This is a genomic window from Acinetobacter calcoaceticus (assembly GCF_016508255.1).
Lineage (GTDB): Bacteria > Pseudomonadota > Gammaproteobacteria > Pseudomonadales > Moraxellaceae > Acinetobacter > Acinetobacter calcoaceticus_E.
Map to the genome: position 1 here is coordinate 360,114 of NZ_JADVKT010000001.1, position 26,930 is coordinate 387,043.

General features: G+C 35.6%; 23 protein-coding genes and 4 tRNA genes. 9 read left to right on the forward strand and 18 right to left on the reverse strand.

What is annotated here, in order from left to right; all coding sequences use genetic code 11:
- Positions 1-583: 583 nt before the first annotated feature.
- The 7 genes from I5515_RS01710 to csuAB all read right to left on the reverse strand — a co-directional run bounded on the left by I5515_RS01710 (position 584) and on the right by csuAB (position 7,226).
- Entirely contained in the window at positions 584-1,102 is a 519-nt protein-coding gene (locus I5515_RS01710) for an acetyltransferase (RefSeq protein ID WP_199964461.1), read from the reverse strand.
- 113 nt (positions 1,103-1,215) lie between these two features.
- A complete protein-coding gene (gene csuE, locus I5515_RS01715) occupies positions 1,216-2,235 on the reverse strand; it encodes a Csu fimbrial tip adhesin CsuE (protein ID WP_199964462.1) in 1,020 nt (339 codons plus the stop codon).
- A complete protein-coding gene (gene csuD / locus I5515_RS01720) occupies positions 2,232-4,721 on the reverse strand; it encodes a Csu fimbrial usher CsuD (RefSeq protein ID WP_199964463.1) in 2,490 nt (829 codons plus the stop codon). The genes csuE and csuD overlap by 4 nt, the downstream gene beginning before the upstream one ends.
- Positions 4,718-5,551 carry a Csu fimbrial biogenesis chaperone CsuC gene (csuC, locus tag I5515_RS01725; RefSeq protein ID WP_199964464.1) on the reverse strand — a complete coding sequence of 278 codons (834 nt, stop codon included), beginning with the start codon at positions 5,549-5,551 and terminating at the stop codon, positions 4,718-4,720. Before csuC ends, csuD begins: the two co-directional genes overlap by 4 nt.
- Positions 5,545-6,063 carry a spore coat U domain-containing protein gene (locus I5515_RS01730; protein WP_199964465.1) on the reverse strand — a complete coding sequence of 173 codons (519 nt, stop codon included), beginning with the start codon at positions 6,061-6,063 and terminating at the stop codon, positions 5,545-5,547. Before I5515_RS01730 ends, csuC begins: the two co-directional genes overlap by 7 nt.
- Positions 6,064-6,067: 4 nt before the next feature.
- A complete protein-coding gene (locus I5515_RS01735; protein WP_199964852.1) occupies positions 6,068-6,616 on the reverse strand; it encodes a spore coat protein U domain-containing protein in 549 nt (182 codons plus the stop codon).
- A 73-nt stretch (positions 6,617-6,689) separates the two neighbouring features.
- A complete protein-coding gene (csuAB, locus tag I5515_RS01740; RefSeq protein WP_199964466.1) occupies positions 6,690-7,226 on the reverse strand; it encodes a Csu fimbrial major subunit CsuAB in 537 nt (178 codons plus the stop codon).
- Between the two features lie 583 nt (positions 7,227-7,809).
- On the opposite strand from csuAB, the gene I5515_RS01745 reads away from it, so the two are divergent.
- The 3 genes from I5515_RS01745 to I5515_RS01755 all read left to right on the forward strand — a co-directional run bounded on the left by I5515_RS01745 (position 7,810) and on the right by I5515_RS01755 (position 9,920).
- Positions 7,810-8,448 (forward strand): TetR/AcrR family transcriptional regulator, encoded by a 639-nt coding sequence (locus tag I5515_RS01745; RefSeq protein WP_199964467.1) that lies wholly within the window; start codon positions 7,810-7,812, stop codon positions 8,446-8,448.
- 208 nt (positions 8,449-8,656) lie between these two features.
- Positions 8,657-9,040: a DoxX-like family protein gene (locus I5515_RS01750; protein WP_199964468.1), complete on the forward strand. Its 384-nt coding sequence runs from the start codon at positions 8,657-8,659 to the stop codon at positions 9,038-9,040.
- Between the two features lie 46 nt (positions 9,041-9,086).
- Positions 9,087-9,920: an SDR family NAD(P)-dependent oxidoreductase gene (locus I5515_RS01755; RefSeq protein WP_199964469.1), complete on the forward strand. Its 834-nt coding sequence runs from the start codon at positions 9,087-9,089 to the stop codon at positions 9,918-9,920.
- A 101-nt stretch (positions 9,921-10,021) separates the two neighbouring features.
- On the opposite strand, the gene I5515_RS01760 is transcribed toward I5515_RS01755, so the two are convergent.
- Positions 10,022-11,851: a monovalent cation:proton antiporter-2 (CPA2) family protein gene (locus I5515_RS01760; RefSeq protein WP_199964470.1), complete on the reverse strand. Its 1,830-nt coding sequence runs from the start codon at positions 11,849-11,851 to the stop codon at positions 10,022-10,024.
- 208 nt (positions 11,852-12,059) lie between these two features.
- Positions 12,060-13,295, reverse strand: a complete 1,236-nt coding sequence (gene gltS, locus I5515_RS01765) for a sodium/glutamate symporter (protein ID WP_199964471.1) — start codon at positions 13,293-13,295, stop codon at positions 12,060-12,062.
- 359 nt (positions 13,296-13,654) lie between these two features.
- Between gltS and I5515_RS01770 the strand changes: the two genes are divergently transcribed.
- Both I5515_RS01770 and I5515_RS01775 read left to right on the forward strand, forming a co-directional pair.
- The gene (locus I5515_RS01770) at positions 13,655-14,806 is read left to right on the forward strand and encodes an alpha/beta fold hydrolase (protein WP_199964472.1); all 1,152 of its coding nucleotides are present in this window, start codon (positions 13,655-13,657) and stop codon (positions 14,804-14,806) included.
- Positions 14,807-15,714: 908 nt separating this feature from the next.
- A complete protein-coding gene (locus I5515_RS01775; RefSeq protein WP_199964473.1) occupies positions 15,715-16,038 on the forward strand; it encodes a hypothetical protein in 324 nt (107 codons plus the stop codon).
- Here the strand turns inward: I5515_RS01775 and I5515_RS01780 are convergent, their stop codons facing one another.
- Positions 16,039-16,509 carry an AnBLUF65 family BLUF photoreceptors gene (locus I5515_RS01780; RefSeq protein WP_199964474.1) on the reverse strand — a complete coding sequence of 157 codons (471 nt, stop codon included), beginning with the start codon at positions 16,507-16,509 and terminating at the stop codon, positions 16,039-16,041.
- A gap of 278 nt (positions 16,510-16,787) precedes the next feature.
- On the reverse strand, positions 16,788-16,997 hold the full coding sequence (locus I5515_RS01785) for a cold-shock protein (protein WP_003650775.1): 210 nt from the start codon (positions 16,995-16,997) through the stop codon (positions 16,788-16,790).
- An 823-nt stretch (positions 16,998-17,820) separates the two neighbouring features.
- Here I5515_RS01785 and I5515_RS01790 point away from each other — a divergent pair.
- Together I5515_RS01790 and I5515_RS01795 are read left to right on the forward strand one after the other, a co-directional pair.
- The gene (locus I5515_RS01790; RefSeq protein ID WP_199964475.1) at positions 17,821-18,981 is read left to right on the forward strand and encodes a hypothetical protein; all 1,161 of its coding nucleotides are present in this window, start codon (positions 17,821-17,823) and stop codon (positions 18,979-18,981) included.
- Positions 18,982-19,034: 53 nt separating this feature from the next.
- Entirely contained in the window at positions 19,035-20,375 is a 1,341-nt protein-coding gene (locus I5515_RS01795) for an amidohydrolase (RefSeq protein WP_199964476.1), read from the forward strand.
- A 297-nt stretch (positions 20,376-20,672) separates the two neighbouring features.
- On the opposite strand, the gene I5515_RS01800 is transcribed toward I5515_RS01795, so the two are convergent.
- From I5515_RS01800 to I5515_RS01825, 6 genes are all read right to left on the reverse strand, one after another.
- Positions 20,673-20,746 (reverse strand) — tRNA-Trp (locus I5515_RS01800).
- Between the two features lie 68 nt (positions 20,747-20,814).
- Positions 20,815-20,899: transfer RNA gene (locus tag I5515_RS01805), tRNA-Leu, on the reverse strand.
- Between the two features lie 27 nt (positions 20,900-20,926).
- Positions 20,927-21,000: transfer RNA gene (locus I5515_RS01810), tRNA-Trp, on the reverse strand.
- Positions 21,001-21,054: 54 nt separating this feature from the next.
- Positions 21,055-21,139 (reverse strand) — tRNA-Leu (locus tag I5515_RS01815).
- A 106-nt stretch (positions 21,140-21,245) separates the two neighbouring features.
- Positions 21,246-22,049, reverse strand: a complete 804-nt coding sequence (locus I5515_RS01820) for a protein kinase domain-containing protein (RefSeq protein ID WP_199964477.1) — start codon at positions 22,047-22,049, stop codon at positions 21,246-21,248.
- On the reverse strand, positions 22,036-23,544 hold the full coding sequence (locus tag I5515_RS01825; RefSeq protein ID WP_004643431.1) for a DUF3336 domain-containing protein: 1,509 nt from the start codon (positions 23,542-23,544) through the stop codon (positions 22,036-22,038). The genes I5515_RS01820 and I5515_RS01825 overlap by 14 nt, the downstream gene beginning before the upstream one ends.
- A 178-nt stretch (positions 23,545-23,722) precedes the next feature.
- On the opposite strand from I5515_RS01825, the gene I5515_RS01830 reads away from it, so the two are divergent.
- Together I5515_RS01830 and I5515_RS01835 are read left to right on the forward strand one after the other, a co-directional pair.
- The gene (locus I5515_RS01830; RefSeq protein ID WP_199964478.1) at positions 23,723-24,604 is read left to right on the forward strand and encodes an ATP-binding protein; all 882 of its coding nucleotides are present in this window, start codon (positions 23,723-23,725) and stop codon (positions 24,602-24,604) included.
- Between the two features lie 110 nt (positions 24,605-24,714).
- Complete coding sequence (locus I5515_RS01835) at positions 24,715-25,818, forward strand: DUF6670 family protein (RefSeq protein WP_199964479.1); 1,104 nt, start codon at positions 24,715-24,717, stop codon at positions 25,816-25,818.
- Between the two features lie 2 nt (positions 25,819-25,820).
- Here the strand turns inward: I5515_RS01835 and tsaD are convergent, their stop codons facing one another.
- Positions 25,821-26,831, reverse strand: a complete 1,011-nt coding sequence (gene tsaD / locus I5515_RS01840; protein WP_199964480.1) for a tRNA (adenosine(37)-N6)-threonylcarbamoyltransferase complex transferase subunit TsaD — start codon at positions 26,829-26,831, stop codon at positions 25,821-25,823.
- Positions 26,832-26,930 lie beyond the last annotated feature (99 nt).

The window sequence follows — 26,930 nt, forward strand, 5'->3', positions numbered from 1 at the left end:
TATTGTTTTTCATTTAATTAGATAGTTAAGCTAAATGTTAATTTAACTTAAATTTAACGATACCATTAAATGATGGCGGCAAAACGAAAGAAGGTTGACAGACTGGTTAGACCCCAGCACACCCTAAAGTGTCCTTCTTTCGCTCTACCATAAAAAGAAAAGAGAATAATGTGTATAGTTTGGAAGATCAATCTAGTTTTGAATAGAAATTAGCTCATTAATTAGTATTAAAATTCAATTAGATATTAATTCTAAACAATCTCTAAAAGTAATCTAAAACAAACTGAATAGTTAAAATCAGAATACCTTTTATAAGCAAAATATCGTTGAAAATAAAAAAGCCAATTCTTTCGAATTAGCTTAATTACAACAGACCAGCTTTACTTAAAAATTGCTTTTTGATTTTATTGTTCGCAACAATCTTCATCTTTTCTTGTTATGGGCTTAACTTAACTTTTCATTATGACAGTTCGGTTAAAAAACATTCCACATCTATATAAAAATAAACTTGATACAAAAAATAGAGGTTTTAGCCAACTTGGTCACAATTTAAGTGAATTAGATATTTTAATTTGTATTTACTTTAAAAATTTCTTTTTATGATTTCTATTTCTTCAGCAGCAATATTAGTTAACTGTATTGATGATAGTTCCTTATTAGAGTTAAAACCAAAATATAATTCATCATTTTTAAAGTAATAGTTTGATTTTTCAATATTTAAAAAATTTAATGCTAAGTAATCTAAACCTACAGTTAATTGTAGTTCATAATTAAAATTGTCTTTAAATAAGCTTGAATGATCCTCAGATATTGTATTCCAACCTGAGACATCAAATTTAGGTAAGAAATTTTCCATAGGAAATGGAATTTCATACTTACTGTTATTTTTCAGAATGTTACTATAATTTATTGATACAAGAGTAATATTAATTACTTCGCCAGTGTTACTTAAACCTAATTCAAATAAACAAGTTTTTCCATTTCCACACCGCCAGTATATATCAGCTAGTCTATTTTCAGAGAACTCAATAGAAAAAGGAATGTATGAGTCTATGCTAGTCAACATATGTTTAGGCTGTTGCTTATCAGACATAACTAACATACTGTGTCCTTATTGATTTAAAGTTAAATCCTAAATTAATTATTTGATTGTAAACTATTTTCCAAGATAAAAAGCCCATGAACTGAGCTTTTATCTTTCACATAACACAACTTTTAAAACTCGACTTGTACCGTGACTGTGTCTTGGTACGTTCCCGCTGGTGTGGTGTCTGCATTTTCATCGACAATTTTTGTGGTGAACACATAACTCTGCTGCGTTACCCCATTATGTACACCGGGGTTAATGGTCGCATTTAAACTCGACCAACGTTCGTTACCACTTCCCCATCGGTCATTCGAGGAGTTTTTAAAAATATCGTATTTTAAAAATGTATTTCCCGTTTGTGACTTCATGGCACGTTGGTTGCCATTTTGTGGGGAAAGTCCATCATTTAAACTCACATAATACGGTGTATTTACAGAGCAACGTATTCCCATAGACGACTGAACAGGCTCAAGCTTAGAAGCAAAAGCAGCCGTACCAAAGTTTACGTCTTGAGTTAAAATTCGACAGTCTGGAAGTACGGTAATTGAGAGTGAACCAAGCGAGTCCACTCCACTTCCCCAGTTAAAACCAATTCCCAATACTCCCCGTTTAAACCCAGGACTTTCAAAGAACACCCCGATTCCCACAATCGCAACCGCGGGTACGGAATAAAACCATTTTACTTGTAATGGTACATCGGCCTGATACACACCCGGTGAGACGCTTTGCCCAGCCGGAAGACGTATATAGAAAGGTAAATTACCATCTGGCCCACTAAAAAGATTGACCAGTGTAAAGCTACTCAAGTCTTTTTCTTGGCCTAAGCTAATAATTTCATTATTACTGTCTAAAATAACAGCATTGAGTTTTTCTCCGGTTTGAGCATTGGTAAACGTATTCGACATTTGCTCAACCCGATATTTTAAATAAGTCATGTTCGCTAAAGCCAAACTAAAACCCGTACACGACAAACCCGAATTAAACTGTGAAGAGTTTTCACCGTTTTCCATTAAATAAATAGATGGAACCGAAATGGAAGATGAGCCAGAAGCATTTACGCTACATGCAGCATGAGCCAAATTTCCAGCCAGCATCAATCCAGAAAACATACATAAATGGCTGAGTAATTTTTTTGTTTTTATATTCATGGTAAAGATACCTCATGACACGTAACAGGCTTAACCACCACAATCTGTTGCTTGGCTTGTTCTACATCTACAGAAAAATCTGCCTTACACACACTCTGATCAGAACGTTGAACAGTCACGGTATTGTTTGGTTTTAAGTTTTCTAAATAGGCAATGCCATCCATTCCCACATAAGACGACTCTTGGTCAGCTCTATGCACCACTGAACCGACAGGCATAGGTTTGCCGTCTGCTTGAGTCAAATAAACGTTGGCAGCAATAGACTGATGAACTGGGAACTTAATCACAACGCCCGAACCGCGTTTAGCAGCAATACGTTGTTCAACTTGCGTGATGGTAAAGTTTGAAGGTAAATCGATTGGGTCGACGCTGTATTTACCCGAATAATAAGGCGTCACCGACGGCACAAAAATATGGCCTTTTTTATTACTACGGCCAATTAAACTGTTTTCGTATCTGACCAAAACATCAGGTACTTGATTGGTATCGACCAATGCAAAAGAATCACCTAAACGGTTTGAAGCAAATACTTCGCCTGCCATATAAATGAGGGAACCAGATAACCCAAACCAGTAGTTGTAGTCATGATTTCCAGACAGACCAAAGTCGGTATTAATATAACCGTTGCGGTAGTTAACTCGTGCCTGATTTAAATCTTCACTATTTTCGTTATAACGTCTGGTTAAATCGACACCGAAACCGCCTTCGGATGGTACAGAACGGTTGAAGTTAACGTAGCCCGTATCGCCCTGTTTATTAAATGCATAACCCGAGTTTACAGTAGCGTTTCGCTGGAACAGTGGGATCGAAAGCTGAAGTGCAGCGCTCCATTCTTTTTCAATAAAATCACGGTTTGCACTGAGTGAAACGGTTACGCCATTCATATAAGTCGGTAAAACTGGCGCCCATGACAAGTTCAAGAAACGGTTTTTAAAATCATTTGCCTTAGTATCGATATAACCGACACCAAAGGTTCCTGAGTTTTTGGTCGCAAAGTAAGTATTGGCGGTTAAGCTTTCATTACTATTGACCGAAATTAAATTGCTATATTGCAGCCGTGAAAGGTCGGTGTATTCATCATCGCGCTGGTTATGGTTAATGCTAAAACCAAACCGATTGCGGTTATAGCTGTATCCAACGGTATATTGCTTACCCTGTAAGTCTTTCGTCCGATCATCAAACATAGACTTATCAGCTTTACTTTGGGTAAAAGAGGCACTGAGTACCCCTAAGTTTGCAAGCTTGAGTACAGACCCTGCACCGAATAACTGTAGGTCTGAAGAAAGCTCGGTACGCCCTTCTATAGTTAACCAGTCATTTACCCCATATCGGGCATCGGCGGCACTTGCAAACTTTCCATAAGAAAAATTTTTCAGTCCGTAGTCTTCACGAATTTTCCCTAAAGACAATGAGTAGTCAAATAGTCCGGGCTTTAGCAAAGTATTGGAAATATAAAACGGTACGGCAGTCGTAACCTGTCGCCCGACCGCATCGGTCGTAACCACAACGGCTTCCCCTTTACCATTAATAAAGGGAACATTGTTTAATATGAATGGGCCAGACTGGACTTCAGTTGAGCTAGTCTTTTGCCCATTAATAATTAAATCGACTGTGCTTGGCAAAGCGGCTTGTCCAATAAACTGCGGCAAGGGATAGGTAATTAAATCTGGTCGGGTTGAATAGTTTCTCTGTACCTGAAAACCACCCAGACGAACAGAACTTCCCCAAGTCGTTTTACTACCGGTAATAATGTCACCCAATAGAAAAGATGTAGCGCTCTTTTGACTATCAAACTGCCAAGAAGTGTCATAACGACGGTAGCCATCATTGTCTAAAGACTCGGCATTACCTTCGTTTTTATATTGGTTTTTGACATAGACACCAGAGTTTTTAATGACCCCTAACGGAGAGAAAAAACGCTGCTCTGTAAATAAACTACTGGTTGAACCACCCTGATGCGGTCTATAAGTATAAAAATCATAGTTGTTGAGCAGCCCTATACCAGACTGAGCAACGACAGGCTTATACCATGAGTCTTTACCCAAAACTTGAGTCGGCATCCAAGCAGGTGGAAAGTTAAGCTTAAAATATTGGTTTGATGATTGATATTCATAGCTTACATCTTTCAATTTATCTAAAGATATCCAATCACTCGCATCGCCACTTAACCCCAAAGTTAAGACATCTTGATTGGTTAAAGTGGTCTCGTTGTTTGCTAGTAATTCTTGAGGAATTTGAATTTCTAACTCATCAATCAGCTTATTTTTTTGTATAAAGTACTCATCATTTTTAACAATAACAGGTACAACTTGCTGAACTGAATATTGGTTTACAACCAAGTCTAGGTACAGCTTAAACAATTGATTAATTTCGTTAATATCTTTTGGTGGTGGAGGCAAATCGCCAGCAAGAGTAATATTTAAGCACCCACCCGACAACAAAATCAGCAAAATACTTTTGCATAAATTATTATGCCGAAGGATCATGTTGGATCCTCCATTTTGGTGATTTCGATCAACTCTTGTTTTATGCCTGAGCTATCAACACCATAAATTTTAGAAGTTTTTAACAACTCATTTGCAATCGATTTATCAAGGGCAAACTTCATAGTGCTATTCGATAAAACATAGCCAAAAGCAGCTTTCCCTAAAGAAATATCATTGCCAGTTTTTGAAGTTTTAAGTGCAGAAAGACGAGCAAATTTTTGCCCATTATTTTTCAAATATAACTCAGGCTGACCTTGTTCATTGTTGCGAATTGACCACTGTAAAACTGGTTTGGCTAAAGGATTTTTTGCATTCGCTTTTTGGCTTTCTTCAGTTAAACCACTGCCAATCCCTTTTCCATAGGCAAACAATGGAATTGAGTAACGCATTTGGAAACTCACTTTAGAAGCATCTTGCTCGTTTCCATCAGAAAGGCGAATTGGTAACTCATCTACAATCAAGCGATATGATTGTTCTTTGCCATCTGGCAAATTGGTACTTTTGGTTAGACGAAGCATGTGCTTCTCGCCTGCTTTAATTTTGGCTACAGGTGGGCTTGGTATAATTTCTGGTTGTTCACTATAGTTATCTTTTAAGCCATCTTGATTCCATTTAAACACCCGAATTTGTACCATCGCATCGGTCTTGCCCGTATTTTGCAGCCAAACCGCCGTTGCCTTTTCATTGGCTTCAATTTTCGGATAAATCGGCCAAATCAAAAAAGTTGCTTGCGCCATCACAGGTGTAACAAGTGATAATGTACTTGCAAATAAAAAAGATTTTAAAATGCCATTTTTAATAAATGCAGAATTTTTCATACAAATCACCATGTAATCATTATTGAAACAGTATCTTTATAAATTCCGGCCGTATGTGGTTCATTATTATTTTCTAAATCAACGACACCATATATTTCAAAATTTGCCAGACGGTTTTCAGGAGTAGTTGCAGGCAATAAATATTTATTACCTACAACATATTCAGTAGATAAACTGCTAGAGTTATATAGTCTGTAAGTTAAATAATCCGAAGATGAGCCATTTTTCATACGTCTTATATTGTTTTGTGAATTTTCACCGCTATCTATAGAAATACTCACGGGTAAACTTTCCGTACAACGGATATTCCAAGAACCTTTACTATTTATAACATTGGCAATTACTTTATCTTTTGATAAAGCCGAGTATTGACCAAAATCCATTTTTTGTTCGATATTATCTATTGAGCAACCATTTTCAATTTTAGCCTGAACTTTAAAACTCGAATTTAATTGAGGGTCTGCTGCATATATAAATTGACTAACAGATAGCAATAATATTGCTTTAAAATAAAAATATTTCATTTCCTTAAAACTCAATCGTAATTGGCACTATATCTATGTATTCACCCTTAGATATACCACTACCGTCATGGGTTACTTGACCAAAAATATCGATATTTTTTTTATTACTCATATCATTAAGAATAAAAGCATCGTTTACCCTAGTGACTTGCTTATTCAAACCATAGAGCAAATTATAAGCAACAAAATCTTTCCCATTACTTAATGCATGATAATAATTTTGTGAAAATACAGTAGGAACTTTACTATCATTATTTCCAGCTCCAAATATTAGTTTTACAGTTGAAATACCAACACATTGTATCTGTAAACCAGAGTTTCCATTATTAATTAAACTTGTTTCCAATACTCCATTAAAAGCGGAAGTAGCTTCTCCAAAATCAACAGTTCCAAAATTTAAATTTGCTGTATTATTTTCAACTACTTTATTATTAATAGAACAAGAAGGTAGTAATTCAATTTGGCTAGTTAATTTAGCTCCAATTTCACCTGCATTTACCGAACAAATTAGAAAATATAAAATTATAAATACTGAACCGCGATTTAATATCATCTCCCCTCCATTTAAAACAGGTTCACTCATCTTTGAGTAAACCTGCTACTCAATTAATTATTTCTTTTTATATTTAGAAATTTACAGTGACTAATAGAGTATCTTTATAATCACCTTGAACTTTTGCTGTGCCAGTGTTTGGAGCGATTGCACCGAAAATTGGCACCGCTGTAGCTTGACCAGTCGCTGTAGTGAACTGTTGTGGTTGGTTTACAACATAAAGGTTGGTACGAGCAGCATCGCGGTAAACGTTATATGCAACTAGATCAGTAGAAGCAGTATTTTTTAAAGTACGGTCTGTACGTTCACCACCATCAATTGCGACTGTAAAATCAACAGGATCCGTACCGTCACAAGTTACAGAAATATTGCCGCCTGATGCTGCTGAAGCAACTTCAGCAGTTAATACGTTGTTCCAAGTACCAGAAGTTTTACCAAAATCTAAAGTACCAAACTTGTTCATATTTCCTTCAGCTTGACTACCACCTACAGTACAGCCTGTCGAGATATTTAATTTAACGTCAACCTGTCCAGTAACAGCTGCTTGAGTATTTACCGCATAACCAGCAACTATTAATGCTGCAAGAAGTGATTTCTGAATTTTTCTCATATTCATAACCTACATATATAATGATTAGATTTGTAGAACAAAATGAATCAAACATGATAAATAAAATACATCCAATTTGTTTTATACATAAAACAAACTATCTTTTACTATTGTGTGATTCTTTTCACAATTTAATAACAATTATTTAACTTGTATATACATATTACAAAAAGACTATGTTGAGTTATTTAAAATCATTTTTTAAAAGCTTATAAAAACATGTGATTAAATACCCATCTACACTTTAGAAAAAAGGCAAAAAAATAGAAAAAATAAATATCTTTCTTTTAATTGAAAACCCAAAATATCCTTTCAAATACAATCGTTTATAAATTTAACAAAATTTAATACGATTTCCATCAATTAAAATAGGTAGGCCGACCTATTTTAACTATTACTATACAAACAAGATTAAGTCATACGACCTATTTTTTGAGTTTTAATTAAGTCATATGACCTATAGTTCTTTAATATAGGTCACATGACCTATATTTAGTTTAATAGAATTTAAATATTTTATTTATATTTTTCTATTTTCATGGTTTAGAATGCCTTTTTTTAAATAGTACTTACAGGCTGGATAATGATCAAAATTGATACCTTTGATACTATGCAAATAAAGAAGTCCTTTACCACACTAAAAGGACAAGAAAGAATAAAGCAAATCTTAAGAAATGCTGAAATAGTTTTCCTTACGAAAGGTTATTCTGGTTTTAGTATGAGAGGAGTTGCAACTCAATCAAACATTAGTTTAAGTACCTTACAGCATTATTTCAAAAATAAAGATATCTTACTAAAAGCTTTACTTAATAAATTAATTTTGGACTATACACAACGAATTGAAATTTTAATCAACGTAAATGCAAATGAGCCGCCTTTACATCGGTTTATGAATATTATTACCAACATAATATATGAAATAGAACAACCCATCATCACCAACACATTTAAAGAGTTCTTTTCTATTTCAGATCACCTACCCTACGTATATGACTCTTTGTCAATCATACAAAAGTATAATTTTGAACTCATATATAAAATCATCCTCCCTATTCATAATGAAATTTCATCAGAAGAATATAAAGAAAGAGCTCTTATTATAATCACACAACTTAATGGATATTTAGTTCAACATTCAAACAAAAATACAAATGATTGTTATAAAGAGTTTCTAAGAAATATACTTCTAAAAAATATATCGAGATTAGTCAGTGAACCATAAATGTAAAAACATAGGAGCTACTTCTCCTATGTTTTTAATATAAAATCAAAATATATTATTTGTATATAATGCTCACATCATTCTTAAAATCAATAATAAAATGGATGTAGGGAGCAGATTTATCTCATTTCTATTGAAGAATAAATTAAATAAAAAGATAATAGCCACAGCCATGACAATTGAAATTTCGAACTCTTAGAGAACATTAATGAAAAATTCTAAAGCATTAAAATTTATAAACTTTGTGCTTGCTTTCTTATGGATTTATCAAGGACTGGTTCCCAAATTTCTTTTTCTTAATTCTGATGAAATCTTTGTATGGCAATGGGTCGGACTATCTCTTGAAAATGCAAAAGTAGCAGGCCATGCGAGTGGTATTGCCGAAATGATTTTTGGTTTATGTTTTCTCTTTTCTGCCCATAAATATATTCATTATTTAAGTATTTTAGGTTTACTCGGCCTGCTCCTTTTAATTGGTTTTTTAATACCTTCTACGCTTATTTTGCCTTACAACCCTATCGTGATGAATATTTCGATGATAAGTTTATCTATTGTCTATCTATTCTTATTAAATGAGCAAAAAATTAACTAGCATCCAGTCATTTAACTATTTTTAAAGATTTTATATAGAGAGTTCAATGAGTTTACCCAAAACTGAAGTTTGCAGTGTGGTTATTACAGGCAGTACTAAAGGTATTGGTTTAGCCCTTTCCCATGCTTTTTTAGATCTTGGATGTTCTGTTGTCATTGCTGGACGAAATCCAGAGCACTTAAACCATGCTCTTGCCCATTTAGAAACACATTTTAATAAAGAAAAAGTGAGTGGTGTGTGCTGTGATGTCACCCAAATAAGCGATGTACAAAAGCTTTGGGATTTTGCCATAAGCCATTTCGGGCAAGTAAACGTCTGGGTCAATAACGCAGGAAGCTGCCACCCAACAAAAGACTTTGTTGACCTTCAACCTGAAGAATTAAACATGGCCGTTTCAACCAATATTTTAGGCACCATGCTTGGCTCACAAGTGGCTCTAAAGGGAATGCTAAAACAAGGTTATGGTCAAATCTTTAACATGGAGGGTTGGGGTAGCAACGGCGAATGGAGTGCAGGAATGACGCCCTATGCAACCACCAAACGAGCCGTAAGTTATTTTAGTAAAGCACTTTATAAAGAAACAAAATCGACTCCGATTTTAACGGGCACGCTTAGTCCGGGCATGGTTGCAACTGACCTTTTAGTTTCGTCTTGGACCAATGGAAACATCCAAAACTGGAGAAAGATGAAGCGATTATTTTTCTTTGTGATTGACCCACCAGAAATTGTTTGTGCGTATTTAGCAAAACAAATGATTCAAAATAAAAAAGCCAACCGACGCATTGCTTGGATCACACCGTGGAAACTTTTTCTTAGATTTTTGCAGCCCTATTACTGGCGCAGAAACCCAGTTAAAGGAACAGCATTAGAGCATTTATAGTCGGCCTTATAATGGGTAAGGAGGTTTGGTTGATAGGTGCATCGCATTTATTGTTTAGTAAAAGTTCTGCTAAAGAGAACTCTTACTAAACTTCACACGCATCAAGACTCGTTGTCCGAGGTATCTTCTTTATTTAAAATCTGCCCTTCTCGTTTTGGTCGAATTAATGGTGCAGTTGGTCTTGGATGATGAGCATGTGTATATTGCAAACCAACGCCAGCATATACATCATCTGCTGCAATTTCAGTTTCAAAACGCTCATTATCAAGATCTCGAATTTCCTCGCTAATTCTTACGACTTCGTCTTCATCTACACCAAGTTCTTGTAAAATAACTTCCCCAAACTTAATCGCAGATTCAAACGTTTCACGAATCATAAAGTCTACTTTGTGTTTAACTAAATGTAGTGAGTGCTCACGGTCATACGAACGGACCAATAGTTTCGCTAAAGGAAATTCATGGGTAACTAATTCTACAATTCTATTGGTGGTGTCTTTACTGTCTACACACACCACAATCGCCTGTGCTGTTGCAGCACCAGAAGTATGTAAAATATCTAAGCGGCAACCATCGCCATAATAAATTTTAAAACCAAATTTTTCCGCGTTTTGAATCATGTCAATATTATTATCAATAATGGTGACATCTACCCCTCTCGCCAATAGTAATTGACTTGTTACCTGTCCAAAACGCCCAAATCCAATCATTAAAACACTACCGCTTAAGCCCTCGGCAATATTGACGTTTTCTAATGAAACATTCGCTTTAGCTTGAGTAAACCGTTTAAAAATAATACCTACAATTGGAGTCAAAACCATTGAAAGTACAACAATAGCGGTAAGATTAGACTTAATGGTACTGTCAATGACTTGTGCACTTAGCGCAGCAGAAAAAAGTACAAAGGCAAACTCTCCGCCTTGCGCCATGAGTAAGGCACGATCCAACGCTTCTGTATGAGGGCTTTTAGTTATGCGAGCAACAATATAAATCATGAGAGCCTTGGCAAACATGAGGGCAATTACACCGCTTACAATGAGCTGCCAGTTTTGAGCAACAACTGATAAATCCAATGACATACCGACGCCAAGGAAAAAGAGGCCCAGCAAGATTCCTCGGAATGGTTCAATATCCGCTTCAATTTGATGTCTAAAGGTTGATTCAGATAAAAGCACACCCGCTAAAAAAGCTCCCATTGCCATAGACAACCCGCTCACTTGCATGAGTAATGCCGCCCCCAACACAACCAATAATGCAGCAGCAGTCATCACTTCTCGTGCTTTAGCAGCAGCCAAGAGTCTAAATAACGGATTAAGTAACCAATAACCTGCCGCTATAAGACCTGCAATTGCGATTAAACCAATTCCTATATTTTCTAAACGTACAGATGTGCTTTCGACCACATGATTTGGCGCCATAAAAGCAACAATAGCCAGCAATGGAACAATCAGTAAATCTTCAAATAGTAAGATTGCTACAATTTTTTGCCCACGAGGCTGCGTCAAATCACCGCGATCGCCTAATAACTGCATCACAATAGCGGTCGAAGTTAATACGAACCCTGCGGCCCCAATAAAAGCCACTTGCCACGTAAAACCAAATAGCAAACCTACGCCAGTCAAAGCCAAGCCACAACTTATGATCTGTAGTGTGCCAAGACCAAAAATTTCGCGTCTAAGGCTCCATAAATGTGATGGTTGCATTTCCAAACCAATCACAAATAAGTACATCACAATGCCTAACTCGGCAATATGTAAAATTGCGGCGGAATCTTGAAAAAAAGCAAAACCGAATGGCCCAATAATGAGACCTGCAATTAAATAACCTAATACCGAACCTAAACCAATTCGTTTAAAAATCGGAACTGCAATTACAGCAGCCGCCAATAAAACCACGGGGCCAACCAAGCTAATTGAATGTGCTTCTGAGCTCATACATTTCTCATTTTAGTTATCTGCAATTTATTCTATGTGAAACTATGTTTAAGGGCGATTATTAGTTTTGAGAAGAAGCATCCTAAAAACAAAATGACTTAAATCACGCGAAAATAAAAATTTAGAGTATCCCTATGAACAAGAAATGTCTTTATTTTCATGTTCGTAATTAAGTAGTCATAAAAAAAGCCCTTACGGGCTTTTTTTATTAAACAACAAATTTCAACATGAGCTGAATGACTGTCGCATTAATTAAGTCGACAAAAAATGCACCACAAAGCGGAACAATTAAAAATGCCTTATGCGATGGACCATACATATTGGTAATGGCCTGCATATTTGCAACCGCTGTTGGCGTTGCACCCATACCAAAACCACAATGCCCTGCCGATAAAACCGCAGCATCATAGTTTTTGCCCATCACACGGAACGTCACAAATGCCGCATATAACGCCATGGTAATGGTTTGAGCACCTAAAATAACAACAAGTGGTCCAGCTAAGTCAGCAAGCTGCCATAATTTTAGTGAAAGCAAAGCCATTGCTAAATAAAGTGACAATGAGGCATTACCAAAAACATCAATCGCGCGATCAAAAATATCAACCTTTAATACGCTTTCTAAAATATTTCTTAAGATTACACCGCCGCCGAGTGCCCAAACGAAGGTTGGTAACTCAAACCAAGTTCCCTTACTAAAGCCTGTCATAAATTCAGCAAATGCCAAACAAGCAGCAAACATACCTAATGTGGTAATTGCATTGTCAGCAGTAATTAAACGAACTTGATGAGGATTTTCAAACGGCGCAAGGTCATCCGAATTTTGCTCAACATGGCCATCACGATGTTGGATTTCAGCATTGGTTTTCGGTTGTGCAAGGCTATAGCGGTTAATCAGCAATTTTGCTAACGGGCCACCAATCACACCACCAATAATCAAACCAAAAGTCGCACTCGCCATACCAAGTGCCAACGCACCTTGAATACCATGCTGAGTTTCTAAAATTTCACCCCATGCCCCTGCTGTACCATGACCACCGGTTAGAGTAATTGAACCTGCAATTAATCCAATAAGTGGATCAAGACCAAGTAAAGTCGCAAGACTCATACCTACAGCATTTTGAACAACAATGAATGATGCAACACAAATTAAGAAGATGACTAAAGCCATACCACCTTCTTTAAGCTTCATAAAATTGGCGCTTAAGCCAATTGAAGCAAAGAATACGAGCATAAAGCTAGTCTGTAATTCGCTACTAAAAACAATACTGTATCCCCACAATGTGTGAACAAGTAAAGAAATTACCGCAGCCACCAAACCACCCGCAACTGGTTCGGGAATATTGTAGCGTTTTAAAAAATCAATTCGATTAACAAGAAAGCGGCCTAACAAAAGGACAATGACCGCGGAAATTAGCGTATAAAAACCATTAAAAACAAATTCCATATATACTACTTTCTAATTACATTCCTAAGAGATTGTAAAATAATTATATTTTATTTTTTAATCTGTAAAAAAAACACAAATAAACTTTACAAAATTACCCTACCAATTAATTTTCACTATTCTTAAAAAAATCTTAATTTTTTAAGATTTTTATACAAAAATAGTCAGAAAAATAAATTTATTTATTAATTTCAAATAATTAATAAAAATTATTCTTAATTATGAATAATTACTCCTTGATACCTTAAGCATAAAATACTGTCTTTTAAGCCACTGAACTTAGCCTTCATTCCCTTTAACATCCACAGAAGAACAGCTCATCATTGCTCTGGGCAACATCTTTATAGGTTCTATATCCAATGAGTTTATTGCTTAAAGTTCGACAAAACCTTCCGCAGGTACAATCTATTAAAAGATCCATTAACGAACATGCAGGTAAAAAATTACCTCACATGCTAACGAATGCATCAGATCTATTTTTTAGAACCCCTCAAATTGCCTTATCTGGAAAAACACCTTTCGATGTCATCTACAAGCATGAAATCATTAGTTTAAGACATTATCGAAATGAAACTGAGGTTTCTACGCATAAGCAACGTGTACCATTAGTTATCATTCCGCCATTAGCAGTTAACATGCTAATTTATGATTTGTTCCCGACTCGCAGTCTCATACGTTTCTTTTTAGCACAAGGTTTTGACGTCTATTTAATTGACTGGGGTGTTCCTACGCTCAATCAGGCAAAATATAATTTCGGCACCTATGTTAAGGTTTTCATGCCTGAGATGTTGAACCAAGTCCGCATCCATAGTGGACAACAACAACTTTCTTTACATGGCTGGAGTTTGGGTGGCGCACTGTCACTCTGCTATACCGCCCTATTTAAAGATAAAGATATTAAAAACCTGATTATTTTGGCTTCGCCTATTGATACTCATAAAGCAGGTTACATGGGTAAAGTTTATGGCAGCTTAACAAAACCAGCTCAATGGGTCCGCAAACATACCCCTTTTCGTATTCGTGAACACGTACCAAGTGAAGTGTTTCATATTCATGGATGGTTAAATACGCTGGGGTTTAAACTCACTGACCCGATTGGAAATTTAAAAACATATTGGGAACTTTTTAAAAATCTTGATAACCGACAATTTATTATTGATCATGCAACCGCAAGTTCATTTATCGATAACATGTTGGCCTATCCTGGTGGGGTTATGCGCGACATTATCCTTCGTTTCTGGATTGATAACGAGTTATCAAATGGTGTAATTAACTTCGGCGAACTTACGGCAAATCTAAAAGATATCGAATGTTCGGTGTTAGCAGTTGGTGGTGCTACAGACATTATTGTGACTGCTGATGCAGTTAAGCCGCTCATGGATTTAATTAGTAGCCGAGATAAAACATTTAAGGTCGTACCAGGTGGCCATATGGGTGTAGTTTCTGGAAGCCAAGCACCTGCCACCGTCTGGCCTGAAATTAGTCAGTGGTTAGTTGAACGCTCAAGTTAATCGTTTTAGATAGTAATGAAAACCAGCCTAGTAAAACATAAGGCTGGTTTTTAGCATCTTAATTTTTTAAATTTTTGCACAAATCTTCTAGAACTGATTTCATCTATTTCGTACCGTTTCAGGGCTAAACTTCAAAAACTATGGGCTGGTTATGACTAACTAGGTTGATATTTCAAAAGATACCAATACGGTTATTGAAACAATCCATGCCCATTTTACTGGTCATGCCTATCTTCAAAATTAAAAAACCAATTATTGCATCTTATAGTCCCTTTCCCCCAAAGTAGTCGAAATTGAAAATCTCACCGCCTTTTCATTATTAGTAATTAAAAGTTCTTAAAAAAAACAAATGAGAAAATCCATATTTTTTAATCATCATATTTCCTCAGATATATAACTTTTAATTATTAAATTAAACTTTACTTAATATCTATTTTTATCAATCGATAAAAATTATTTTTCAAAAGAGATAATTTTTGTATTCAATTTCTTATTTAGATAAATTTACCGATCAAATTCGATGTTAATTTTTGTTATTAATGTAAAGTTCACTACAACCTCAAATAAACATAAGAATTTGTAAAATATAAATTTTTATTAAAATTAACTTTGTAAAATTTGATCATTTTTTATACATTTGTAGGCAATTTCTTACAATCATGTAAGCCAAAGCTTATGTTGCAACTAATTGTTTTTATTATAATTAATTTCAGTACATATAGGCACTCTTCACTATTAAATAGAAAGCTTAATATTAATAAAGAGATCTGGAGAAAATGATAAAGCAATCTTTATTAATATAAAAACTCTCAATAATAGAAAAAGAATCTCAAAAAATTAATATGTACTATCTTTCCTCTGGAAACAGAGGAAAGATATTTTTTTAATCATCAGATAGGGTATAGAAAATGTTTATTGCAAAAAATATATTTGTATATTTACTATCAATGTTAGCTTTATGCTTACTGATTATTTTATTCAACCATTTAGGCATGAATGAAACGACTAATCTATTTATTTCTTCGGCACTCTTTGGCATATTTATTACTTGGTATTACAAAGGTAATGGCCTATGTCTTGCTCTGTTTAGCTTTTTTTATTGGGCAATGTTTGTCATTAGCCAAAGCTTAGAAGTGATATGGATGTTCTCGACTTCGGTAATCGTATATTTAGTCATGACTAAAATAATTCCCAAGTTCAAGACCATCCATATTAGTATGGCATTCAAATAGCTAAAATGGATTCACACCTCGATTGACCATCCCAACTTTCCTAAATGTATTAATCTTGCTTTGCTCAGCAATCAGTAATTCATTTAAGAAAATTTTGAGGTTTTCCTGATCGAGCCGAATAGGATTAAAGCTATTTTCTCCCATATTTACAAAGAAAGATTCAATATTTGTATTACGCTGTACATATTTCATTGACCAACGCTGAAACGAGTTCTCCTCAATGGAATATGTACACAGCCATTTAATATTGTAGTGTCTTTGATCATTTTTAATTTTTTCAAATAATCTTTCTACTACATCTTGCTCGCCTTCCAAGCATTGAAAAAAAGCATTGTCTGCATAATAGAGTACGCCACAAATCTGATTTAAATCATTAAAATCTCTAGCTTCTGTCAAAATATCACGTAAATCTTGTAATAAATCTTCATTTTTTTCATTTCGTTGGCTGGCATAACACAGTCGAACGTTCATTAACAATTCCGTGAAATATAAATTTCTTTATCTAAAGATTTTCCAATCTAACATATATCTCTTCCTGATAATTCATATTTCGCCCCCACACTAAACATATGCCCTAAATAGACACTCATTAGTGATGGCAAAAACTTATTAGACTTACAAACTATTAGTTATAAAATAAAAAGCCCTCTTATCGAGGGCTTTTATAGCTTTTAAAAGAGCAATTGTATTTCTTTTAAAAACCGCAATAAAAAAAAGCACTAAATAGTGCTTTTTTTCTTACTGAAATATTATTGTGGAATAATATTTACAGCATTTGGGCCTTTTTGCCCTTGAGTAACGGTAAACGTTACACGTTGACCTTCATGCAAAGTTTTGAAGCCTGAGCCAGAAATTTCTTTGAAGTGAGCGAACACATCTGGACCATTATCTTGTTGAATGAAACCGAAACCTTTAGTTTCGTTAAACCATTTTACTGTACCACTTACTGTATTAGACATGATATATCCTACTGATTTCTAATATTTTAGAGCCATTGGTTAATGACACTAACATAACTTTGAAAAAAGAATAACAAATTGAGCTTAAGATCTTAAAAAACGAAGGATTATGACTAAAACTACGATACTTTAAAGAAGATTTACTAACAAGACTTTTTTCTAGTTAAGAGCATGATACACCAAATAAATTTCTATTCAAGAGTTTTATACAATTTTTTTTATAATTTAAAATAAAAAATCTAAAATATAGTGCTGTAAAACAAGCAGCTATAACTAAAAAATAAAAGTGAAAATTTCTCAAAGCTCCAAACATACAAAAAAACAGAATAAAGAAATTAAATTTCAATAACTTAAGGTAATTTAATCATATTTACACCTTGAGAGTATTGCATTCCCTTCGATGCACAGGTTATTTTAAATACACAAAGTTGTATATACATGTAAAGCTATGAATATACATTCATATATTCAATTTATCTATTTTTTGAATTGTATATGTCATAAAACTGACCGTTTTACCTAAAACTTTAAACTCAGAACAGGAAGTTAGTATGGAGCAAGATGTAGTTGCGAAACATCTTCACAAAATTAAATTTATAAAGAATGTTCAATCGACTTCCTCCACCCATGGAGCGTTAGCAATCATGTAAATTTTGATTTTATCTCTTCTTAAAAAACTGACATGGATGAACAGTTCAATCTGAATAGTAAATATAGACGATGGGATATCGTAGAGATTGGCTGTCATAAAGAAATGTAATTCGCACAGCGTAAAGCCCCCTCTTTACAGAGATGGCTTCTAAAACATAAAGGACTATTAAAAGTGAAGTTTACTAAACTTGCAGTGATCTGCTCAAGCATCATTGCAGCCTCAACTCACGCCTCTGATTTAACCATTGGAAATCCAGCCTCAACGCTGGGTTCACTAGAACTATCAGGCTATTTAAGAGCCAAATTCCAAAGTAAAGATTATTCAGAGGACGACCACCATATTAATTTTAATTCTGCAAAAATTAATCTCGATTATAAGTCTCTCTTACTAACTGGGCATATGGAATATCGCTGTTATCAATTTAACAAACTATGCGATTTCTCATCTTTAGTTGATGGTTGGTTAAACTATGAAGTCAATTCTAAGCAGAATCTAACAGTTGGAATTCAAACTTTACCGTTTGGCCCATCTCGCTACTGGGAAAGCAATTATATTGGTGGAATTAACACCCAAGTCGGTATTGAAGATATTCATAATTTAGGCATTAACTATCAATTTAAGCCTCTAAACCACACAACCATAGACCTCGCTTACTTCCCGTCCGATGCAGGCACATATCATGGCTCAAATGCTGAAGCATCGCGCTACACTGCAAATTATATTAGAACTGATAACACCCAACTAACGAGCCTTGAAGAAAAGAAAATGTGGGTGGGTCGAATTAATCAAGACTTAAACATTTTAAAAAACGATCACTTAAAAACTTCTGTGGGAGCTTCGTATTGGTATTCGGATATAGAAAATAAGCGAAATGGAAATAACGGACACAGAGAAGCATGGTCTGCCTTTAGTCAAATTGCTTACGATAATCTGCAATTTCTCTTAATTGGCGGACAAAATAAGGTTTCAACAGGAGATATAGTAAACCCAGATATATCAACTATGGGCGCATTTGATGATATCTATACTGTTGCAAATCAAGGCACATTTTATACCGCGGACCTTAGTTATACTTTTAAAAATGTCTATCCAAACTTAAATATCACTCCCTACTTGATGTTTAGCCTTTATCAAAAAGATAAGCAAGATTTTAAAGACTCCTCTCGAAATGTAGTTGGAACCGCTTTTGAATATAAGAACTTAAGTCTCGTTGCTGAATATATTATGGGCAAAAATGATCCCCTTATCGGTGGAAGCTATGATGCTCTTTCATATGGCGATACAGGCTCAACGAATAATTTGTTTAATTTAATTTTTAATTATTACTTTTAAGGACAGGTGCATAACTCATGGATTATTTATCTTATAACTATTTTGAGAAAATTATGAAAGGATCTCATAAATTACTTTTAGCTACACCATTACTTTTGGCAGCTCAAATAAGTTTTGCAGATTGGATAAAAGACTCTGTTTCTAAAAATGAATCTAAAACCATTCAGCTCCGCCACCAAATTCACCAAAACCCTGAGCTTGGTAATATGGAGTTTAAAACTTCTAAGTTGGTTCAAAGTGAACTTAAATCTTATGGGATTGAGGTTAAAACAGGTTTTGCCAAAACAGGTGTGATTGGAATCCTCAAAGGTGATTTACCAGGGCCTGTTATGGCATTAAGAGCTGAAATGGATGCCTTACCAATTGAAGAGAAAACAAATTTAAGTTATGCAAGTAAAGTGAAAGCAAAATATCAAGGAGAGCTACAACCAGTTATGCATGCCTGTGGACATGATGCTCATACGGCAATGCTATTAACAGCAGCAAAAATACTAGCAGAGAACAAAAATAAACTTGCTGGCACCGTTGTTTTTGTATTTCAACCCTCCGAAGAAGGAGCCGCTGATTTAGCTGGTTTTAGTCAAGCTGATCAAATTGGCTCGCGCAAAATGATTACTGATGGAGCCTTAAAAAATCCAAAACCAGAAGTCATGTTTGGTATTCATGTAGTTTCAGGCATACCAAGCGGCAATATTTTTTACAAAGATGCAGCTATGTTAAATAGTGCGGATGAGTTTCGTATTAAATTAACGGGGCAACAAGTTCATGCATCGATGCCATGGGCTGGAAAAGATCCAATTGTTGCTTCTGCTGCTGTAATCAACAACATACAAACGATGATTAGTCGTCGTTCTGATCTGACAAAGGGTATGGCTGTTATTACAGTAGGGCATATTTCTGGTGGAACCGCTGGAAACATTATTCCTAAAGAAGTTGATATGGAAGGAACAATCCGCACAAATCAGGAAGATATTCGTCAAAATATTCTTAAGGAATTACCAGAAATGGTGACTCATACGGCGCTAGCAAACAATGTTAAAGCCGATATTGAACTCTCCCCTTATGCACCTGTAACGTACAACGATAAAACACTCACTCGATTAATTGTACCAAGCTTAGAAAATACTGTCGGAAAAAAACAATTGCATGTGATGGATAATAATGCGAGTGCGAGTGACGACTTTGCTCACTATGGAAAGCTGATGCCTTCCCTTTATATCTCTCTTGGTGCAACTCCCCCAAATCAAGATATGACTAAAGCTGCCCCTAACCATAGTCCCGAATTTATTGTAGATGATGCAACTTTAAAAACCGGTGTAGAGTCGCATATTCGCTTTATCATGGACTACCCCGCTATTGCCGATCAGGTACAATTATCTTGGAAAAATAAATAACCATAATGTCTGAAATTATAGTTTGATTGCCCAATACTTTTCGGTATGGGGCAATTCATTTAAATAGGTATATAAAACTAAAAATATAATAATAAAAAGTTAATGAACAGCTTTTGTTGAGCTTTAGAACAAATTTATTTATTTCACAAAATAAGATTTATAAAAAATTGATAAAAGGATATTTAGAATGGTTGTCTAAAATACGAATAAATTTAAGATACTAAAATTAGAATGAAATTCTGTTATCAAAATCCAGCCAATAAAAAAACTCCAAAAAGGAGCTTCATTTTAAATCATTGGCAGAGGATCAAGGACTCGAACCTTGACGAACGGTTTTGGAGACCGTCATGCTACCATTACACCAATCCTCTATATTTATGATTAAACAACTAATCATTTAATCATAAAAAAAGCAAGAACATCGTCTTGCTTCTTTTAGTGGTGGGGGCGAAGAGACTCGAACTCTTACACCTTGCGGCGCTGGAACCTAAATCCAGTGCGTCTACCAATTTCGCCACGCCCCCATCTGGGACATTTATTTAAAATAAATATGGCAGAGGATCAAGGACTCGAACCTTGACGAACGGTTTTGGAGACCGTCATGCTACCATTACACCAATCCTCTTCCAAGATTTAGATGACTTAACATCTACATCGAACTTTAAGTCTAAACTTAAAGTGGTGGGGGCGAAGAGACTCGAACTCTTACACCTTGCGGCGCTGGAACCTAAATCCAGTGCGTCTACCAATTTCGCCACGCCCCCCGATGGCTGTGTATATTAGCGATAAGAACTTGCAGTGACAAGTGTTTTTTTTTCAAAAATTCCTGACCGAGTAAATAGTATACAGAAACTAGATCAATGATTTTTATCAGATTGAAACTGCTTTTAGGCAATTTATCGCTTCAGCAGCATTTAAGAATCGATTTTGTTGTTGTTTTTGCAATAAGCCATAGAGTAAAGAATAAAAATTCATAAATTGTGTTGGTAATTGAATGGTTAAATTTTGGCAATGCAACACTGCCCAATCATAGTAACTGCCTGCTTTTAAGCGAGTTTGGGTTAGCCATTCATATAAGACTATACCAAATGCATATAAATCGCTTTGTACACTCTTATGAAAACCATGAAATAGTTCTGGTGCCATATAGCGCGGTGTAGCATCAATTACAGAATCAGGGGCTGATATGAACCGTATTTTCTCAAAATCAATTAAGTAAGGTTTTTGTTCAAAACCTCGAAAGTGTTCTTTTTTAATATCTCCATGAATCCAACCCAACTCATGAAGTTCTGCAAGCCTCTCCAATGCCAACAAAATAGTTTGATAAATATCAGTTAAATCATATTTATAAGGTAAAGGGCCAAACCACACCTCTGTATCAGGTAAAATTAGAACCCTGCCCAAAGTCTGTTGCAATTGAGAAATCGTAGTGGCTTCAATAATTGTATGCGGTAAAAGCCACTTCGCCCTCTTGTGATGAATATCTTCATAAAATTGTAGTTCATGCAAAAAATCTTGCTCACTTTGAGCATGAGTTTCAGGCGAATGATATTTTAACCAATAGTCTTTTTTATCTATGCTACACACCCATAGATACCGCCCTAAAGCGGCACTCTCAGGCTTTGTTACACTTTTTAAGTTTTCTATATGCGAAGCAAAATCATGCTTCAGCATAATACGACTCTGGTTGTTGTTGCTTTTCTTCAAAACGCAAAACTTCTAAACAATGCTGAATCGTCTTACCAATACGAGCATGCGTCTCAATTGAAGAAATTTTTGGCCAAGTCGCGCGTTCCCCTTCTCGTTGCAAACGTTTAAACAAATGTGGCCGTGGGTTTTGTAAAGTATAGGTATAGTGACTCAAGCCATATTTAGCAATAATATTAACATCGCCATAATAACGCTGCCCCATTACGCCATATCCATGATCGAGTAACCGTCTAATTGGAGAAATAGAGCCAAGTCTTTGACGGGTAAAATCCATTATTCCCATCGATAACACTTTACCTTGACGTCTTAAAATCCGTTCAGGCCAACTTAAAACGTCTTTACGAAAACGGTCTGCATCATTTTGCATAAATGGAACAATATGTGGGTTAACCTGACTAGCAATGGTGTAATTTAAATTATATAGACGCGCCATTCTTTCTTGCGGAAAATCATTTCTTACACTGCCATCTACCCATTTTGTGTTTGCCATATAAGGCGTGTGTTCACCGTCATAACGTTTACTGGTTAAACGCACGGGTGGAAATAACACAGGTACAGCACATGAAGCCAATACTGCACTCCACACTAAAACATTTGGCGTCATAATAGCATTCATGATTCGCGGGTTTTCTGTTGCATCATAAGGTGCAACCGCAACGTTAATGTTTAAACCAGATTTTTTGAAAGCTTCCTCAAAAGTAAGATCACCTAAGTTTTCAACAAGGAACTTTTTCAAATAGTGAACATCCGCAATACCACCATTACCCTTAATGAGTTCACGAAGTTTTCTAAAATGAAAAGCATCACTAAAGAATTGTTCTCCATTTAATAAATTTTGGACATCTTCACTGGCAGAAGTTCCGAGCATGCCTGTCATAATTGCCCCTGCACTTGAGCCAGACAGCACTTTAGGCATTAAATCTTGTTCAATGAGTGCTTTACATACTCCGGTATGAAAAAGACCTAAAGTCGCACCACCCGAGAACATAAGGGCTGGTTGTCCATATGCTTTTTCACAATTTTCAAAAAACTCGATTTTTTCTTTTCGCTGGAAAGTAATACATTCACTTGAAGCAATATAGGCCAAGCTTTGGCTCACTTCTTCAATATAATCTTCAATTAACTTTTTTGTTCCCACATGCGTTGCAGCAAAAAGCATCGGGTGACCAATATTTGCAATATCGTAGGTTAGTCCTTCTTTGAGTAAATAAATGAGGTCTAAGGTTCGATGTTGCTGACGGTATCTTTTCAGTAAAGTGTATCTATAAGAAATTAGCTCTGCATCGAAGTAAGGCGAACTATTATCAAATTTCCACTCTTGCACACCAGTTTCTTCATCTAGTTTTAATGCAAAAGACTTCCACTCTTCATAAGATTCGGCCATGTCTAACTGACGTTGTAATTTTTTGATACGGTAAGCCTGATGCGGATTCATATCACTTCGTATTTTTTCAAACATATTTCGTCCTCATCTTCACAGATGATTTTACTGAATAGACATGACAACACTATGCGCGGTCTGAACATTTCAATCAATTGCAAAACCGATAAACTGTATAGGCAATAACTTTTTTGTCAGCCTGTGAATTTCGGTGTTAGTATCCTAATAAATTACTGTTTAACATGATTGATTAACCATGGCTACCATTGATTTACCAGACAATTTAGTTCAAACATTATCACTTGTATTAAATCAGCTACAGCAGGTCTTACCTGAACCTAAACAAGAGACAGACTTTACAGCATCTGCTTTTAGATGGGAAAATCAGCAACTTAAAGCCATTTATACGCCGAAAGATATTTATCTTGATGACCTAAAAGGCATAGAGCGTCAAAAAGAAAAAATTATTCAAAATACTTTGCAATTTCTAAATGGTTTACCAGCAAATGATGTGCTCTTAACAGGTTCACGTGGTACAGGTAAATCATCTATTGTTCGTGCTTTACTCACTGAATATGCATCTCAAGGATTACGGTTAATTGAAATTGAGCGTAATGATTTAGCAGACTTACCTAAAATTCAAAAAATTATTCAAAACCGCCCTGAAAAATACATCGTTTATTGCGATGACTTAGCTTTTAATGCTGAAGATGAAAATTATCGTAGTTTAAAAAGTGTATTAGATGGCTCGTTACAGTCAGGTTCAAGTAATTTTATTATTTATGCAACCAGTAACCGTCGCCACCTGTTACCCGAGTTTATGCATGAAAATACACCAGTAACCAAGGTTGATGTTCCCCAATATACGGAACTCCACCCTCAAGAAGCGATTGAAGAAAAAATCTCTTTATCAGACCGTTTTGGTTTATGGCTATCTTTTTACCCAATGGACCAGAGTTTATATTTAGAAATCGTAGAGCATTATATTGATAAGGCAAACATAGCTTTTACAGATGAAGTACGTGCGGAAAGTTTACGTTGGTGTCAAATGCGTGGGCAACGCTCTGGACGCGCTGCCTACCAGTTCTCAAAGCACTGGATTGGTTTAAATGGCTTAAAAGAATTGTCCAACAATTAAACCACAATTGTCCCGCAAAGCCTTAGCTTTGGCCTGAAAACAGCTTAGATTTGGCAGTTGTTTTTCATAACCTAAAACAGAGATAGTCCTATCCTCATTTAGGTTTAAATATGAAAAAACAATTGCCAAAAATTTCTATAGGAAGCAAGCTTCTTGGTAAAAGCTTATTGCTCGCACAAGGTGCTTTAGATCAAGCAGAAAAATATTCAACTCTTCCTTTTAACAAACCTCAGATTATTCAGCCTCGAATTGATGAAAAATATTATAGCTGGACACATTACGGCATCTTTTTTCCACTTCTACCTGAACCACATCGTTATCTCAACATTATGATTTTGTTGGGTACACCAGGTGCTCTCGCCTTTGACCATGATGACATCATTACTGGAAACCCTAGACAAACTACCACATTCTTTTCAAGTACCGCCGCTCTTGAGCAAGCTTTGCTTAAGGCTTATATCATTCCCAAAGAGACAAAAATTAATAAAGATGGAAGTTTAATAGAACTTGGTCAGGAAGTTTCAATACAAGGAAAATTCCCAAAAATTCATATTAATGGACATTATGAGGGGCTTGATTTCGACTTTGATATCGATATCACTTCACATATTTCTTGGTTTATAAAAACACCTATCTATGATCATTTTAGTCTATTAGCAACATTTAAAGGCTTTTTAAACTATCAAGACCAACATATTGAAAGCCAAGGACTTTGTACTTATGAATATGCCCGAGCTGTTGGCCCACATGGGATTGTGAAAGAACTTCTTCCACAAGCTTATAAACTACCGCTTGATTTTTTTACTTATCAAATTATTAATTTAGATAAAAATACACAGCTTCTTCTAACCAAAGCTGATATTGCAGGACAGGCGGCAGCTTATACCCTACATATTAGATATCTTGATCGCCCCGCAGAAATTTATACAGATGTCAGCTTTGATATTATTTCCCATCAAGCAGATGAGTACGTCTCACCAAGCGGTCAAAAAATGCGCCTTCCAAAACTCTTTTCTTGGATTACTCGCAATGAGGCCAAACAAATTATATTGAATATACAGGCTGAAATTGATTGCCCATTCCGCTATGGACATGGGCGAGGTTATGCCAGTGGCTATATCTTCACTGGCAATTATTTCGGCAATGAAGTTCAAGGGCGTGGCTATATCGAATACATTGATATCGAAAACCAAGCTGTCTTTGAAGATGAGTAATTTTATTCAGGAATAGACAATTCAGTCATTGGCCAACGTGGGGTTGTGGTTACAGCCAAACCATCATGTTGACCAGCTTTTAAACGCTGATACCCTGCAAATGCAATCATTGCTCCATTATCAGTACATAAAGCAGGCTCTGCATAATAAACTTGCGCTTTAATTTTCGCCAATGAAGCTTCTAATTGCTCACGTAAACGTAAATTTGCACTCACACCACCAGCAATAACTAAACGCTTTAGTCCAGTTTGCTTTAAGGCTTTTACTGATTTTTTTACAAGCGTATCTACAATTGCTTCTTGAAATGAAGCAGCAATATCGGCGTCATGGTTTTCACCATTCAATTTTTTCAATTGCACAGAAACTGCTGTTTTTAAACCACTAAAAGAAAAATCTAAGCCTTGATGAAGCATTGGTCGTGGAAATTCAAACGCTGACGGATTACCACTTAAAGCCAATTTCGCAATATTGGGGCCACCTGGATATGGCAGGCTCATCATTTTTGCAACTTTATCAAAAGCTTCACCAGCTGCGTCATCGATAGACTCACCCAAGAGTTCATATTGACCAATACCGTGAGCTGCCATTAATTGTGTATGTCCACCTGAAACTAATAACGCAACAAATGGAAATTCGGGTGGTTGACTTGAGAGTAGAGGTGCCAACATGTGCCCCTCCATATGATGAACACCAATTGCAGGTTTATTTAAAGAAAAAGCTAACGTTCTTCCAAATAAAGCCCCTGTCATTAAGGCTCCCATTAGACCAGGACCGCGCGTATAAGCAACCGCATCAATCTCTTGTTTTTTTATTCCGCTTTGCTCAAGCAGTTGATTCATTAAAGGAATTAATTTACGAACGTGGTCACGAGAAGCAAGTTCAGGAACTACCCCACCATATTCGGCATGAAGTTTAATCTGGCTATAAAGAACCTGTCCCCGCAAGCCGAGTTCGCTATCATAAAGTGCCAACCCTGTTTCATCACAAGAAGTTTCCAAGCCTAAAACAATCATCAAAACTGCCTTTTATATGAGTCAAAATATTGCAATCGCTATTATAGACTTGTGATATGAGTTGTAAATGAGTAAAATACTGACCTTCACTTGTGATCC

What these genes read in the sequence shown, in the direction of transcription:
- I5515_RS01710 (WP_199964461.1), bottom strand. Translation starts at nt 1,102, where the DNA reads ATGTTAGTTATGTCTGATAAGCAACAGCCTAAACATATGTTGACTAGC.
- csuE (WP_199964462.1), bottom strand. Translation starts at nt 2,235, where the DNA reads ATGAATATAAAAACAAAAAAATTACTCAGCCATTTATGTATGTTTTCT.
- csuD (WP_199964463.1), bottom strand. Translation starts at nt 4,721, where the DNA reads ATGATCCTTCGGCATAATAATTTATGCAAAAGTATTTTGCTGATTTTG.
- csuC (WP_199964464.1), bottom strand. Translation starts at nt 5,551, where the DNA reads ATGGTGATTTGTATGAAAAATTCTGCATTTATTAAAAATGGCATTTTA.
- I5515_RS01730 (WP_199964465.1), bottom strand. Translation starts at nt 6,063, where the DNA reads ATGAAATATTTTTATTTTAAAGCAATATTATTGCTATCTGTTAGTCAA.
- I5515_RS01735 (WP_199964852.1), bottom strand. Translation starts at nt 6,616, where the DNA reads ATGATATTAAATCGCGGTTCAGTATTTATAATTTTATATTTTCTAATT.
- csuAB (WP_199964466.1), bottom strand. Translation starts at nt 7,226, where the DNA reads ATGAGAAAAATTCAGAAATCACTTCTTGCAGCATTAATAGTTGCTGGT.
- I5515_RS01745 (WP_199964467.1), top strand. Translation starts at nt 7,810, where the DNA reads ATGATCAAAATTGATACCTTTGATACTATGCAAATAAAGAAGTCCTTT.
- I5515_RS01750 (WP_199964468.1), top strand. Translation starts at nt 8,657, where the DNA reads ATGAAAAATTCTAAAGCATTAAAATTTATAAACTTTGTGCTTGCTTTC.
- I5515_RS01755 (WP_199964469.1), top strand. Translation starts at nt 9,087, where the DNA reads ATGAGTTTACCCAAAACTGAAGTTTGCAGTGTGGTTATTACAGGCAGT.
- I5515_RS01760 (WP_199964470.1), bottom strand. Translation starts at nt 11,851, where the DNA reads ATGAGCTCAGAAGCACATTCAATTAGCTTGGTTGGCCCCGTGGTTTTA.
- gltS (WP_199964471.1), bottom strand. Translation starts at nt 13,295, where the DNA reads ATGGAATTTGTTTTTAATGGTTTTTATACGCTAATTTCCGCGGTCATT.
- I5515_RS01770 (WP_199964472.1), top strand. Translation starts at nt 13,655, where the DNA reads ATGAGTTTATTGCTTAAAGTTCGACAAAACCTTCCGCAGGTACAATCT.
- I5515_RS01775 (WP_199964473.1), top strand. Translation starts at nt 15,715, where the DNA reads ATGTTTATTGCAAAAAATATATTTGTATATTTACTATCAATGTTAGCT.
- I5515_RS01780 (WP_199964474.1), bottom strand. Translation starts at nt 16,509, where the DNA reads ATGAACGTTCGACTGTGTTATGCCAGCCAACGAAATGAAAAAAATGAA.
- I5515_RS01785 (WP_003650775.1), bottom strand. Translation starts at nt 16,997, where the DNA reads ATGTCTAATACAGTAAGTGGTACAGTAAAATGGTTTAACGAAACTAAA.
- I5515_RS01795 (WP_199964476.1), top strand. Translation starts at nt 19,035, where the DNA reads ATGAAAGGATCTCATAAATTACTTTTAGCTACACCATTACTTTTGGCA.
- I5515_RS01820 (WP_199964477.1), bottom strand. Translation starts at nt 22,049, where the DNA reads ATGCTGAAGCATGATTTTGCTTCGCATATAGAAAACTTAAAAAGTGTA.
- I5515_RS01825 (WP_004643431.1), bottom strand. Translation starts at nt 23,544, where the DNA reads ATGTTTGAAAAAATACGAAGTGATATGAATCCGCATCAGGCTTACCGT.
- I5515_RS01830 (WP_199964478.1), top strand. Translation starts at nt 23,723, where the DNA reads ATGGCTACCATTGATTTACCAGACAATTTAGTTCAAACATTATCACTT.
- I5515_RS01835 (WP_199964479.1), top strand. Translation starts at nt 24,715, where the DNA reads ATGAAAAAACAATTGCCAAAAATTTCTATAGGAAGCAAGCTTCTTGGT.
- tsaD (WP_199964480.1), bottom strand. Translation starts at nt 26,831, where the DNA reads ATGATTGTTTTAGGCTTGGAAACTTCTTGTGATGAAACAGGGTTGGCA.